Annotated in this window: 8 protein-coding genes; all 8 read left to right on the top strand. The window is 38.4% G+C overall.

Annotated features, from left to right (window positions below; genetic code table 11):
• Positions 1-9: 9 nt before the first annotated feature.
• The 8 genes from BC781_RS16800 to BC781_RS16765 all read left to right on the top strand — a co-directional run bounded on the left by BC781_RS16800 (position 10) and on the right by BC781_RS16765 (position 15405).
• A complete protein-coding gene (locus BC781_RS16800) occupies positions 10-1557 on the top strand; it encodes a SusD/RagB family nutrient-binding outer membrane lipoprotein (protein WP_109619915.1) in 1548 nt (515 codons plus the stop codon).
• 63 nt (positions 1558-1620) lie between these two features.
• A complete protein-coding gene (locus tag BC781_RS16795) occupies positions 1621-2307 on the top strand; it encodes a BT_2262 family domain-containing protein (protein WP_109619913.1) in 687 nt (228 codons plus the stop codon).
• 11 nt (positions 2308-2318) lie between these two features.
• Positions 2319-2753 carry a lipid-binding protein gene (locus tag BC781_RS16790; RefSeq protein WP_109619911.1) on the top strand — a complete coding sequence of 145 codons (435 nt, stop codon included), beginning with the start codon at positions 2319-2321 and terminating at the stop codon, positions 2751-2753.
• Between the two features lie 809 nt (positions 2754-3562).
• The gene (locus BC781_RS16785; protein ID WP_109619909.1) at positions 3563-6706 is read left to right on the top strand and encodes a SusC/RagA family TonB-linked outer membrane protein; all 3144 of its coding nucleotides are present in this window, start codon (positions 3563-3565) and stop codon (positions 6704-6706) included.
• 35 nt (positions 6707-6741) lie between these two features.
• Positions 6742-8364, top strand: a complete 1623-nt coding sequence (locus BC781_RS16780) for a SusD/RagB family nutrient-binding outer membrane lipoprotein (protein WP_109619907.1) — start codon at positions 6742-6744, stop codon at positions 8362-8364.
• Positions 8365-8448: 84 nt separating this feature from the next.
• Positions 8449-9612, top strand: a complete 1164-nt coding sequence (locus BC781_RS16775; RefSeq protein WP_109619905.1) for a hypothetical protein — start codon at positions 8449-8451, stop codon at positions 9610-9612.
• Between the two features lie 961 nt (positions 9613-10573).
• The gene (locus tag BC781_RS16770; protein ID WP_158281506.1) at positions 10574-13720 is read left to right on the top strand and encodes a SusC/RagA family TonB-linked outer membrane protein; all 3147 of its coding nucleotides are present in this window, start codon (positions 10574-10576) and stop codon (positions 13718-13720) included.
• A gap of 35 nt (positions 13721-13755) precedes the next feature.
• The gene (locus BC781_RS16765) at positions 13756-15405 is read left to right on the top strand and encodes a SusD/RagB family nutrient-binding outer membrane lipoprotein (RefSeq protein WP_109619901.1); all 1650 of its coding nucleotides are present in this window, start codon (positions 13756-13758) and stop codon (positions 15403-15405) included.
• The last annotated feature ends 95 nt before the right edge of the window (positions 15406-15500 follow it).

Here is a 15500-nt window from a genome sequence, read left to right as displayed (position 1 = left end):
TTAGAAATTATGAAGAAATCAATCATATTAGCATCCTTATTATCGGCATCGCTTGTATTTACAAGTTGTGAAGATTGGTTGGATGTAAATACTGATCCAAACAAATTGAGTGAGTTGGATCAACCAGAAGTTGTTATTCCTACTGCACAAGTAAGTATCGCCAATACAATGATGGGTTGGGATATGGGACTTACTGGAGCTATCTGGAGTCAATATTATACGCAATCTCATAATGCATCTCAATTCCGTGGTATTGAGCAATATCAAGAAGTATCGTTTGCGGGTTCTTATACGGAACTTACAGCAGGTGCTTTGAATGATTTGAAAGCCGTAAAAAATATGGCTTTAGCTAAAGAAGACAAGGGTAGCTATCTAATTGGAGAAGCGCTTTCAATCTTTACTTGGCAATTGCTCTCAGATACTTGGGGTACAGTACCTTATTTTGAAGCATTGAGAGGTGATGAAGGAATTTATTCTCCTAATTTTGATAATGGTGATGCTATTTATGCAGATCTTATCGCAAGATGTGATGCTCTATTGGCTGAAGATTTTTCTGATGCAACTATTGTAGAGAAAAATGACTTTGTTTTTGGTCATGACCATGGACATGCCGTAGAACATTGGATTCACTTTGTAAAATCATTGAAGTTGAAATTGATGCTTCGTCAATCAGAGACATCAAGCTTCAATTTGTCAGAAACGGTAGCTTACGTAGATGCTAATGCGGCTGATTTCCTAGCGGAGTCTGCAAAAATTGATGGATCAACATACTTTATTGATAAAGACGGTTCTCGTCATCCACAAGCAGAGCTTCAAGTAGGAGGTGCAAACTTTTACTCTACAAACGTACTAGCAAGTAAGACATTCTTGGATTACTTGAGAGTAAATGCAGACCCTCGTTTGGCTTCTATTTACGTAGAAGGTGATAACGGACAACTTGGAGCATTCCAAGGTGACTTCTTCTCAACAGAAGATTCAGATGGTAATGGTACATTAGATAGTGATGAATCATACTCAACTGTAGAGTTCGCATACAATGATGATCTATTCATCATGTCTATGTGGGAAGTTTACTTTAACGTAGCTGAAGTTTATGCGCGTAATAACGATGCCGTTTCTGCAAAAATGTATTATGATGCAGGTGTGGAGGCTTCATTAGTTCACCACGGATTTGGTGATGTAGCAATCATTGAAGCAGGTGGATATGCTGAATTTATGGCAGGTTCTGTAGAGGAAATGGTAAAACAAATCTCGATGCAAAGATGGGTTGCTTTCGCGAAAACTCAACATTGGGAGGCATTCTTGGAGCGTAACAGAACAAAGTATCCTGCTGTAAATGATATTGATATTGCAGCGAATCGTCAAGATGCATTTATCAATTTCCCTGTAGGTGATCTTACAATTTCTGTAAACGGTAGAGCGAAATTGAACGGAAATCTTCCAGCTTCTCCAATCTATCCACAAAGCTTGTTGCAACGTAATAATAGTGCAACTAAGCCAGGTCAAAAGTCAGATGTTGGAGAGAAAATCTGGTGGGATCAAAAAGCAGGAAAATAATTTTTTGAAGGAGAGCAATTCCTACAGCTAGTAGGAACTGCTTTTTACTAAAATAATTAAGAAATGAGAAAATTAACTTTATATATAGCTGCTTGTTTACTCATGGCATTGACTGCTTGTGAGGATAAAGCAACAGAGGGTTTATCTTATGCTTCTCCAGTTCCTCAGTTTGTAATGTTGGGAGAGTCAATTGAATTGCTTCAACAAGGTGAGTCGTATGAAGACGCTGGTGTTAAGGCATTTGAAGTGGTAGATGGAGATACTACAGAGTTATCAGGTGTTGAGGTACTTACTACTTTGGAAGAGTCTTTACCTGGTACTTATGTTGTGAATTACAGTGTGAAAAACTCGATGGGAGATACTTTCCATGCACCAGTTTCTCGTAAGGTTGTAGTTTATAACGATGATATTACTGGAGTATACCATTCAACAGTAGTAAGAGACGGTAGTGTGATGGATATGACTGGAGTTGTTCTTATCGTGAAAGTTGATGAGGGAGTTTATTCTCATTCAGACTGGATCGGTGGATGGTATGATCAATACTACGGTTATGGTTCACGCTATGCATTCGGTGGGTTTATGGGAATTGATGAAGCAGGCGTTGTAACACATAAAAACTCTAGTGATCCATGGGGGTATGCAGGTTCTATTAATGCAGATGCTAGTTTTGATGCATCTACAGGGACTATCCACTATGTATATTCATGGACTGCAGGTTATAATTTTGATGTAACATTGATTAAGCAATAAACCATATTATCATGAAAAAATTATTTTTAGGATTAGCTTTAATGTTTAGCTTAACAAGCTGTTTTGAAGATCCAGAAATCTGGGATAGTTCAGTAGTTGAGCTTGCTGGGGATTGGAATGTTCGTACTTACGATAGTGCAACAGGAGACCTTGTAGCGGATTATGGTCAATTATTAACATACAATACAGCAGCCAATAATGGTGATATGTGGTTGGATTTTGTGACTGTATTGAAAATTGGTGGTAAATCTAAAGTTTCTACGAACGGGTTGACTTTTAATGGAGATGATGCTGTATCTGTTACAGGTGGTCAAGTATTCAAGAATGAAGGTAGATCTAAAACAGGTATTGAAACAGATAGTATTTATATGGAAGTTGTAAAAGGAGCTGATACATTTATCGTTTCAGGTCATAAACGTACAGGATTCCAAGAGGATGAGTATTAATACTTGATTCTTCTTTAATAATATTAGACGGGCACAAAAATGTGTCCGTCTTTTTTTTATTCAAGGTGTTTTAGATGTAAATAAGGTCATGTAACATTGTGGAAGTGTTTTCACTAAAGGTATAGAGGTGAAGACAGTAGTGAATCAAATTATACTTATAAGTAAAAGACTTTTAGATTTAATTAATTATCAAATGAAATAGAATATTATTAATATTTAATTGATCACGTAACACTGTTGATTCACCTTTGAGTGCTTGTAAATTCTTTAATAAAGGCTTCCTTTTTGTTAAGTGCTTGATGTTTAGATTGTTATTAATGATGTTGTTAACAACAATTATTATCAATATTTTTAACACAATTGTATTGTGTTGTGAAACTTATAAAAAACATCGTGTAACATTGTGAATTGTTAATATTAATTGAGGTAAATTGTTAAAAATGAACTTTTTTAGGGTTTTGGGTATGGAATTTTAAAATCTGTTTGGAATAAACGTTATCATTAGTTAATATTGTCATATAATATATTTGAAAAACACAACAACAAACTTTAAAATGACTCAAGTAAAATGAGTCAATGACCAGTGGAGAAGGATTGAAAATAGATACACTGAAATAACAACAAACAAATCAGTTTCTCACCTTCATTTTCAAATAAGATTAGTTGCGAAAATAGTGTAGCCAGTAAGGCTAATATATACCAAGCTTTTGCAACAATCTAAGTATAAACATTAGATAGAATTACAAATTCACTCCTAAAAGGAGTGCTGGAATTATACAACCAAATTTCAACTAGCAGTCTCAAATTTTATGATGAGGAAATCACTTTTTACCATGTTCATGCTAATAGGAGCTTTTTCTATGGCATTGGCACAAGAAAGACAAGTGACAGGTGCTGTCACTGACGCAAGCGGAGAGCCATTACCGGGTGTAGCCGTACAAGTAGTAGGTACAACAACAGGTAGTATTACAAGCTTTGAAGGTATTTACACTGTAAACGTTCCTGAGGGAGGAGAGCAATTAGCTTTTAGTAGTGTAGGTTTTGTAACAAAAACAGTAGCAATTGGTGCTCAATCGAAAATCGATGTTACGCTAGAGGAAGACGCAGAGCAATTAGAAGAAGTAGTAGTAACTGCTTTGGGTATCTCTAGAGATAAAGCTTCATTAGGTTATGCAGTTCAATCTGTAGATGGAGCAAAATTACAAGAGTCTCAACCATCAAGTGCGATGTCAGCACTTTCAGGTAACGTAGCCGGTGTGCAAGTATCTGGTGGTGGAGGTATGATGGGTGGTTCTACACGTGTATTGGTACGTGGAGCTTCATCAATCTCAGGAAACAACGAACCTCTATATGTAGTAGATGGTGTGCCATTAGATAACTCTAACTTCAACTCTGGCGATGCAGCAAGAGGTGCGGGTGGATATGACTATGGTAACATGGCGCTAGATATTAACCCAGATGACATTGAGTCAATGTCAGTATTGAAAGGTCCAGCGGCAGCAGCATTGTACGGTTCACGTGCGGCTAATGGTGTCGTTATGATCACTACTAAAAAAGGATCAGCAGGTCAAAAAGGTATTGGAGTTGAAATCAACTCGTCGGTAGCATTCGAGAAAATTACAAGAATGGCTAACCTACAAAGACAATATGGTGGTGGTTTCGGTGATTTCTCTGAAACTTATAACTATAATGGAACAGATTATCCAGTTGCATTCTTCGCAATGGATGAAAGCTGGGGACCAAAATATGAAGGTCAACAGGTTGTACAATGGCACAACATCGACATGAACGGTAATGTGACAGGAACTTCAGCTTGGGAAGCACCAAAGAATGATGTAGAAGATTTCTTCGAATTAGGTGTAGGATTCAAAAACTCGGTAGCAGTAGTAGGTAACAATGAGAAAGGTTCTTTCCGTTTGTCATACACTAACCAAACTGCTTCTGGTACTATGCCAAACCACGAGCTTTCTAAAAATGGTATTAGCTTGAATAGCTCATACAAATTGACTGATAAATTGTCAGCACAAGCAGTTATCAACTTCATGAATACAGAGACAACTGCTCGTCCAATGACAGGTTATGATGGTGGTAACGTGATGCAACAATTCACGCAGTGGGGACAACGTCAGTTGGATATGGAAAGACTATCTAACTACAAAAACGAAGATGGAACACAAAGAACTTGGAACAGAAAGTCATTGACTGATGCATCTCCAAAGTATTCTGATAACCCTTACTGGACTCGTTACGAGAACTACCAAAATGATGAGCGTGATAGATACTACGGTAACGTAGGTTTCACATATAAATTGACTGACTGGTTAACAGCTTCTGGTAAAGTATATGGAGATATGTATACTTTTACAGTAAACGAAAGAACAGCAGTAGGTTCACAAGGACAATCAGGTTTCTCTCAATTGATTGAGAACTTTAAAGAATTCAACTACGAAGGTATGTTGGCATTCAACAAAGACCTAGGTTCTGATTTCAACTTGTCAGGTAACATTGGTATCAACCAAAGACACATGGTAAGAGAGAACATGTATGGTACTACAGTAGGTGGTCTTCAATTACCAGGTGTATATACTTTGACAAACTCAATTGATCCTTCAATTGTAACAAACTCAAAGTACGAGAAGAAAGTAAACTCTGTATTGGGTAGTGCTTCATTAGGATGGAGAAACATGTTATACCTAGACTTAGGTGCTCGTAATGACTGGTCTTCTACACTTCCTACAGAAAACAATTCATTCTTCTACCCTTCAGTAACAACTTCATTTGTATTCTCTGAATTGGCAGCATTGCAAAACCTATCTTGGTTAGACTTCGGTAAAGTACGTTTAGGTGCTGCGCAAGTAGGTAACGATACTGACCCATACATGTTGAGAGAAACTTATGTAAACACTGACGGTGTAGGTTTCGATTACTCAGTTCCAAATACACTTTTGGCAGAAGACTTGAAACCAGAGATTACTCAATCATGGGAAGTTGGTTTGGAAGGATCGTTGTTCGATAATCGTTTGACTTTCGATGCAACTTACTACGAGAACAAAACAAAAGACTTGATTACAACAGTAGCATTGTCAGGTGCTTCAGGGTACTACTTCCAAATGATGAATGCTGGTGTGATGGAGAATAAAGGTATTGAATTGCAATTGGGTGGTGATATCGTAAGAACTAGCGACTTCAACTGGAATGTAAGTGTGAACTTCTCTAAGAACATGAACACATTGCTTGAGCTAGCGGACGGTATTGATAACTACCGTATGGCAAACGGACCATTCGCAGTATCAGTTAACGCATTCGTTGGACAGTCTTACGGAGCAATCATGGGTACTAACTATGTATTCCACGAAGAAACTGGTAAACCAATTGTAGGAGAAGACGGACGTTACGAAGTGTCAGGTACTGAAGTATTAGGAACAGTAGTTCCAGATTACAACTTGGGTATTAGAAACACATTTAGCTACAAAAACCTTGACTTTAGCTTCTTGATCGATAAGCAAGAAGGTGGTAGCTATCACTCAGTAACGCATATGTTCGGTATGTACTCAGGTATGTTGGAAGAAACTGCTGCAAATGGTGTTCGTGAAAACGGAATTGTATTGGATGCAGTTTATGCTGACGGAACTCCTAATACTACTGCAATAGATGCAACTAGATGGGGTGCTGACCACTACGCTGGTCCTCAAGCACAAAACGTATTCGATGCATCATATGTAAAACTTCGTGATGTAACTATCGGATATACTTTCCCATCGTCATTATTTGACGGATATGTACAATCATTGAGAATTTCAGCTTACGGACGTAACCTTGCAATGTGGGGATTAGCTAATGACCACATCGACCCAGAAATGGCAGTTACTTCAAGTGGTAACGTACAAGGTCTAGAAGGAGCAGCGCTTCCATCGACAGCTACATTCGGTATGAGCTTGTCAGCAAAATTCTAAACTAAACTATCCGCTAACTTTTAATTAAGATATCAATGAGACTATTCAATAAATTCGTAATGGGTGTCGGGACTGCAGCAATGTTGCTGACGTCCTGCACCGAGAAGTTCGAGGAAATTAACCAAAACCCTAACGATCCAGAAAATGTACCAACAGTATCTCTTGCTTTGAGTGCTTCAAGAACATTGATGGATGATCTAAGAGATGAATGGGCGGCTGGTCGTATGGTTTTACCTTGGGTTCAGTACTGGGCACAAGTAAACTATACTGAAGAAGATAGATTCCAGTATAGACAAAACTCAAACAACTCAATGTTCAAGAGTATCTATACAAAGTTGATGGATATTGAGCGTATCATTGAGATTGCTGAAGATGAGACTTTGAGTGGATCATACAGCTTGGCATACGGAGATCCTAATAACCAAGTTCAAGCTGCTCGTATCATGAAAGCATGGGTATTCCAATTGCTTACAGATATGTACGGTCCGATTCCTTACTCTTCTTACGGAGCACAAGATGAAGACTTCAACGCTTTGATGGCACATATCGGAGTTTCTAACCCTAGTTATGTTTCTCAAGAACGTATCTATGCAGATCTTTTGAATGAGTTGAAAGAAGCAGCAGCTTTAATTGATGAGTCTAAAGATGTATTTGATCGTGATATCATCTTCAAGAGTGAGTCAGCTACAAAATGGAAGCAATTTGCAAACTCTCTTCGTTTGAGAATTGCTGTTCAAGCAGGAGATGCAGCAGCGATTGCTGAAGCAGCAAGTGCTGATTTGATCATGGATAATGGTGATAATGCAGCTTGGTACTACGATGGAACTACTACAAAAGGTGCTCCAATGTATAAAGCTTACTTTGTAAGTAACCGTACTGACTTTGCAGTATCAAAACCATTCATCGATCTATTGAAAGGTAAAGATGCTACAAATGGAGTAGTTAACCCATTCTCAGGAATGACTGACCCTCGTTTGTTTAAGTATGCTGTAACTGTAGGAACTGATGAAGCTGCGTTTATTGGAAATAAAGTAGAAGAGTCTACTGATCCTGCAGACTACGAAGGTATCCCTTACGGAGTATCAAACTCAGTAGCTGGTGCAATTGCAATGTCAAGAGTATCTATGCCAGGTGAGCAAGTATTGGCGGCTGATGCATCTGAAATTTATATGGAAGCAGCAGAGGTTTATTTCTTGTTATCTGAAATCAACGGATATGATCAAGCAAACTACGAAGCAGGTGTAAGAGCTTCTATGGAAAAATGGGGTGTAGCACAAGCAGATATCGATGCTTATGTAGCAGCACTTCCTGCAGCATCTATGGAAACTGTACTTACTCAAAAGTATATCGCTTTGTATATGCAACCTCATCAAGCATGGTCTGAGTACAGAAGAACAGGATATCCAATGCACTTGATTAAGCCAGGACAATTCACTGGTGCTAACTATGCAGACGGTACTGCTGTAATTTCAGATGTTGCTTTAGGAGATGGAAATGATGTAATGTTCACTCCATTGGTAGATATTTCAGATGTTCCTGCAAGACTTGCTTTCCCTCAAGAAGAAGAATTGTTAAACCCTGCTGGGTTCTCTCAAGGTCTTGAGTTGTTAGGTGGCGATGATGCAATGGATACTGTATTGCCAATCTTTAAGAAGTAATAAAACAAAAATAGGGAAACTGTCAGGTGTATATCTGGCAGTTTTCGTATATATTAAAGCTAAATTTTTTAACCAATTAAAAGAATGAAAAAGTTAACAACTTTTGTAACTCTTGGGGCTGCATTGTTTGCAACCACTAGTTTAACTTCTTGTGAAGAAGAAACAGAATTGCCAGGAAGAGTACCAGATGTACCTAGAGTATTTTCTTCGGCTTATGACTTTACTGAATTAGATCAAGTGCAGTTGGCAATTGAAGTTGGTTCAGGGGTTGAGTCTATTGCATTAGAGATTGCTGGAGAATCTTTACCGATGAATTTTGAGGCAGGGAAAGCTTCTTTTAATGCATCATTGAGTGAAGTAGGTTTGGGTGAAGAATCAGTAGCTTCATCAGCTTTTACTTTTGTAATTAAAGAGCTTTCAGGAGAGACTCTAACTTACGATAGTAAGTTTACGCGTTCAACACCATTTGCTTTTACAGTACCTAGTCTTATTCAGAAGAACAACATGGATACACTTTGGGTAGAAGTTGCGACAAAGAATGCAGCAATCGACACAAAGGAAGTCCTTTATAAGGTTGTTAAAAAGGGAGAAGAAGCTGAGGGGATCAGCTATATGCCTACTACTGCTGAGTGGAATGAAGGTAAATTAGGTTTAGTCTTGGATGGTTCTTCGTACGATGTAGCTGATACGATTATGGTAAAAGCTATGGCCGAGGCTGGCGATTTATCAGCTGAAGCTGAGACATCAACTGTTGTAGATTATTATACATTCGGTAGCGAAGTGACTGGGAAAGTATTTGATAAAATGAATACGGAATTCTCACTTTGGTTGAATGATACTTCAGCGATGGCACAAGATGTAAAATTTGTTCAAGAAGGATTCATGACAAACCTTGTAGGAATGGATGTTTCTTATGAAGAAGGTGAAGAAGATGTATATGTTGTTAGTAGAGCTATTGAGTTTGTAGTAGCAGATGCTAATTATGAGTTGGGTGATATAGTTGCTACAAAGTCCTTATTTGATCAAGGAACTTCTGTTAGCACACTAAATGATCTAAGAGAAGGCGATGTATTTATTTTCAAAATCAGTGAGACTAAAATGAATAAAGCTGATGAAGAAGATAAGATGATGGCTGAAAAGTGGGGTGTAGTAAAAGTTACTTCTGAAGAGAGACCTTCAGACGCTAATGGAATGCCTACAGGAAATAATAAATTGGTTGTAGACTATCGTTACGTCGTAGAGATGTAATCAAACATATTTTCTTATCATAGACTAGAAGGCCTACCTTTTTTAAGGTAGGTCTTTTTTATTATTTATATCCAAAGTGAATTCTTGAGTTTATTCACGTAACACAGATAACTCGATAAGTGATCTCAAAGTCTCTATCTAGATTTTAATAAATGAAATGGAACAGAAAATGATGACTAAAATCCATCATTTAAAAGTGTTTGCATTTATTGTAAAAACATTTACAATTGTAAATATTATTTAGTGAGTGTGGGCTATAATTCGGTTATTTGATTAATAGTCGAAATATTATTCTGTATTGGCGTTGTTGTGCTGATGTAATCAGAATATTATTGTCTATTTAGGTTTCAATTTTTTATTGCTTAACAGCATTTTTAATAAACGTCATCAAGACGTTAATTTTAACTTTTTTTCAAAACCTATTATACTTGTATCACTTCAAAACAATAAATCAACTGAAAATCATGATACAGAGAAAGAGATAGTTAAATAGTAATAATGATTCACATAACATAGATTACACGATATGTAAATAGAAAAATGAAAATAGTTCTAACAATCGTGAATAAAGTGATAGAAAAAATATCATGAGTGGTTATAAGACCGTGTTTGAAATAAAGAGTGTGAATTTAAGGCGACTATCTGGTAATCATGTACAGTGTTTAGATTAAATAAAAATGCAACAAAACTGAAGTTTCATTAAGAATAACGTAAAGTAGAGTTCGTTTTTTTGTGAATAAAGAAAAACACGTTTGATGTAAAGTTGATTTTTAGTTAATATTGGAGACGAAAATTAAGAAAATACAACAAACAAGCTTATTCTCTCTAAACAGAAACAGACAGGTCTTCGGGCGCTGTCGAAATAATCAACACAGATAGAATAGCATAAAACTTCACGCTTTATATAAGTAATGAAGTATGGATTAGAAACAACTAAACTAGCAGTCTCAATTTAATGTCTATGATGAGAAGAACACTTTTTGCCCTGTCTATGTTGTTGGGAACAATCTCAATAGCTATAGGACAAGAAAGACAAGTAACAGGTACTGTTACTGACGCAAATGGAGAGCCATTACCAGGTGTTGCAGTCCTTGTAGTAGGAACAACTACTGGTAGTATTACAAGCTTCGAAGGTATTTACACTGTTGACGTTCCAGAGGAAGGAGCAGAACTCCAGTTCAGTAGTGTAGGTTATGCAACGCAAACTGTAGCAGTCGGATCAAAATCGGAAGTTAATATTTCATTGGTCGAAGATGCTGAGCAATTAGAGGAAGTAGTCGTTACTGCCTTGGGTATTTCAAGAGATAAAGCATCTCTAGGTTATTCAGTTCAAGCAGTGGATGGAGCACAACTCGCAGAATCTCAGCCATCAAGTGCCATGTCAGCGCTTTCAGGTAACGTAGCCGGTGTACAAGTATCTGGTGGTGGAGGTATGATGGGTGGTTCTACACGTGTATTGGTACGTGGAGCTTCATCAATCTCAGGAAACAACGAACCTCTATATGTAGTAGACGGTGTGCCTTTAGATAACTCTAACTTCAACTCTGCTAATGCAGCAAGGGGTGCAGGTGGTTATGACTATGGTAACATGGCGCTAGATATTAACCCAGATGACATTGAAACAATGTCAGTATTGAAAGGTCCAGCGGCAGCAGCATTGTACGGTTCACGTGCGGCTAATGGTGTCGTTATGATTACTACGAAAAAAGGAAATAACGGTCAAAAAGGTATCGGTGTTGAGTGGAATTCTACAGTAGCTTTTGAAAAAGTGAACAGAATGGCAAGCTTACAAAGACAATACGGTGGTGGTTTCGGAGATTTCTCTGAGTATTACACGATGTCTGATGGTACTAAAGTTCCTGTAGCAAACTTTGCAATGGACCAAAGTTGGGGTCCTAAATACGGTGGACAACAAGTTGTACAATGGCACAATATCGATATGAACGGCCAAGTAACAGGAGCTTCTCCTTGGACAGCGCCAACAAATGATGTAGAAGACTTCTTTGAATTAGGAGTTGGGTTCAAAAACTCGGTAGCAGTAGTAGGTAACAATGATAAAGGTTCTTTCCGTTTGTCATACACTAACCAAACTGCTTCTGGTACAATGCCGAATCACGAAATGCAAAAGAACGGATTCAGCTTGAACAGTAACTACAAATTGACTGATAAGTTAACAGCACAAGCAGCAGTTAACTATATGAATACACAAACTACTGCTCGTCCTATGACTGGATACGATGGTGGTAACGTAATGCAACAATTCACGCAGTGGGGACAACGTCAGTTGGATATGGAAAGACTATCTGACTATAAATATGCTGATGGTTCTCAAAGAACTTGGAACAGAACGTCACTTACTAATCCAAATCCACAATATACGGATAACCCATATTGGGTTCGTTACGAGAACTACCAAGATGACCAAAGAGATAGATTCTATGGTAACATTGGTTTGACTTACCAAATCAATGACTGGTTAACAGCTTCTGGTAAGGTATACGGAGATATGTATAATTTCGTAGTAAACGAAAGAACAGCAGTAGGTTCTCAAGCGCAATCAGGTTTCTCTCAATTGATTGAGAACTTTAAAGAATTCAACTATGAAGGTATGGTTGCATTCAATAAAGATCTAGGTTCTGACTTCAACTTGTCAGGTAACGTTGGTGTGAACCAAAGACATATGGTAAGAGATAACATGTACGGTACTACTGTAGGTGGTCTTCAATTGCCAGGTGTATATACTTTGACTAACTCAATTGACCCAGCGCTTGTTGAGAATGGAAAATATGAGAAGAAAGTAAACTCAGTATTCGGAAGTGCTTCATTAGGTTGGAGAAGCATGTTGTACTTAGATGTTACAGCTCGTAACGACTGGTCTTCAACACTTCCAGAAGGTAATAACTCTTACTTCTACCCATCAATCACAGGTTCATTTGTATTCACTGAACTTCCAGCAGTACAAAATGTATCATGGTTAGACTTCGGTAAGGTTCGTGCAGGTTTCGCTCAAGTAGGTAACGATACTGACCCTTACATGTTGAGAGAGACGTATGTAAACACGGATGGTGTAGGTTTCGATTATACTGTTCCAAATACACTTTTGGCAGAAGACTTGAGACCAGAGCGTACAAACTCTTGGGAAGTTGGTTTGGAAGCAGCAATGTTTGATAGTCGAATCACTATTGATGCGACTTACTACGAGAACAAAACTGAAGACTTGATTACTACTGTAGCATTGTCAGGTTCGTCAGGGTACTACTACCAAATGATGAACGCAGGTACAATGGAGAACAAAGGGGTTGAATTGATGTTAGGAGCTGACGTGATCAGAACAAAAGATTTCTCTTGGAATGTGAACGTGAACTTCTCGAAAAACATCAACCAGTTAACAGAACTTGCTCCTGGTATCGACAACTACCGTATGGCAAATGCACCTTTCGCAGTATCAGTTAACGCATTCGTTGGACAATCTTACGGAGCAATCATGGGTACGAACTATGTATACCACGAAGAAACTGGTAAGCCAATTGTAGGTGAAGACGGACGTTACTTAACTTCAGGTACAGAAGTATTGGGTTCAGTAGTTCCAGATTATAACTTGGGTATTAGAAACACATTCAGATACAAGAATCTTGATTTCAGTTTCTTGATCGATAAGCAACAAGGTGGTAGCTATCACTCGACTACTTACATGTGGGGTATGTACTCAGGTATGTTAGAAGAGACAGCTGCAAATGGTGTTCGTGAGAATGGAATCGTATTGGATGCAGTTTATGCAGATGGTACTCCAAACACAACAGCAATTTCAGCGCAACAATGGGGATCGGATCACTATTCAGGACCACAAGCACAAAACGTATTCGATGCTTCTTATGTGAAGCTACGTGATGTGAACATTGGTTATACATTCCCTCAAGCATTGTTCGGCGGTCATGTTCAGAAGTTGAGACTTTCAGCATACGGACGTAACCTAGCAATGTGGGGATTGGCAAACAAACATATCGATCCTGAGATGGCAGTTACTTCAAGTGGTAACGTACAAGGTCTAGAAGGTGGTGCATTACCATCAACAGCGACATTTGGTTTCAACCTGTCAGCAAAATTCTAAACTAAACTACCAACTTACTTAAATTCGATTTATACATGAGATTATTCAATAAAATAGTTATGGGTATCGGGACGGCAGCAGTATTGCTGACGTCTTGTACCAAGAACTTTGAGGAGATCAATACTAACCCTAACGATCCAGAAAATGTACCAACAGTATCTCTAGCTTTGAGTGGCTCAAGAGTCTTGATGGATAACATTCGTGATGAATGGTTTGCTGGTCGTATGGTAACACCATGGGTTCAGTACTGGGCACAAGTAAACTATACTGAAGAAGATAGATTCCAGTACAGAGAGAACTCAAATAACTCGACTTTCAAAGCATTGTATGGTACTGTAATGGACTTCGAGCGTATCATCGAGATTGCTGAAGATCCAGAATTGTCAGGAGCGTATAGCTTGGCTTACGGAAACCCTAACAACCAAATTCAAGCGGCTCGTATCATGAAAGCTTGGGCATTCCAATTAATCACTGATACTTACGGTCCAGTTCCTTACTCTACTTACGGATCAAAAGAGGAGAATCCTGACTTTAATGCTTTGATGGCGCATGAAGGTGTTACAAACCCTGATTATGTTTCTCAAGAGCGTATTTATGCAGATCTTTTGAACGAGTTGAGCGAAGCTGTTGCTGCAATTGACGAAGGAGAAAGAGTATTTGATAGAAATATTATTTTCGAAAGAGAAACAGCAGCAAGCTGGAAAAAATTTGGTAACTCTTTACGTTTAAGAATTGCTGTTCAAGCACAAAAACAAGGAGTACCAGGTGCAGCAGAAACAATTGCTGAGCTTGCAAACGGTGAGAATTTGATTACTTCAAATGACGATAACGCAGCATGGTTCTACGATGGTTCTACTTTGAAAGGAGCGCCAATGTATAAAGCATACTTCGTAAATAACCGTACTGACTTTGCAGTAGCAAAACCATTAATCGACTTGTTGAAAGGTAAAACTTCTACAAACGGTACTGCTAACCCATTTGCAGATCTTACTGACCCTCGTTTATTCAGATATGCAGTTTCTGTAAATGTTGATGAAACTCACTTTAGAGGTGGAACAGTTGAAGACGCTCAGTCTTTAGACCCTGCAGATTACGAAGGTATCCCTTACGGTGTACCAAGTGAAGTAGCTGGTGCATTTGCAATGTCAAGAGTATCTATGCCAGGTGAGCCTGTATTGGCAGCAGATGCAGCTGAAATTTATATTGAAGCAGCAGAAGTTTACTTCTTGCTTTCAGAAATCAACGGATTTGATCAAGCAAACTACGAAGCTGGTGTAAGAGCTTCTATGGAAAGATGGGGTGTTGAGTCAGCAGACATCGACGCTTATATCGCTAATCTTCCAGCGGCTTCTGAAGAAACAGTACTTACTCAAAAGTACATTGCGTTGTACGGACAGCCTCACCAAGCATGGTCTGAGTACCGTAGAACGGGTTACCCTAAACACCTAATCAAGAAAGGTGACTTTACAGGTGCAAACTACCTTGACGGTAATGCAATTATCGCTGATGCTCCTATGGGAGATGCAAACGATGTATTCTTTGCTCCTTTGGTAGATATCGATGATCTTCCAGCTCGTGTTAACTTCGCTCAAGAAGAGGAGTTGTTGAACCCAGCTGGTTACAATCAAGGTAAAGCTTTGATTGGAGAAGATCACCAGTCAACTACACTTTGGATTTTCAAATAAGAAAATTCATTTAGGATAGTCATTATAGACACCAAAAATATAAGCGGTACAGCCTAGTGTTGTATCGCTTTCTTTATTTTAGAGCTTTAGTTATC

This window comes from Sediminitomix flava, from assembly GCF_003149185.1.
Taxonomy (GTDB): domain Bacteria; phylum Bacteroidota; class Bacteroidia; order Cytophagales; family Flammeovirgaceae; genus Sediminitomix; species Sediminitomix flava.
The sequence above is the reverse complement of the archived record's forward strand: the minus strand, read 5'-3'. Positions and strand labels throughout refer to the sequence as shown.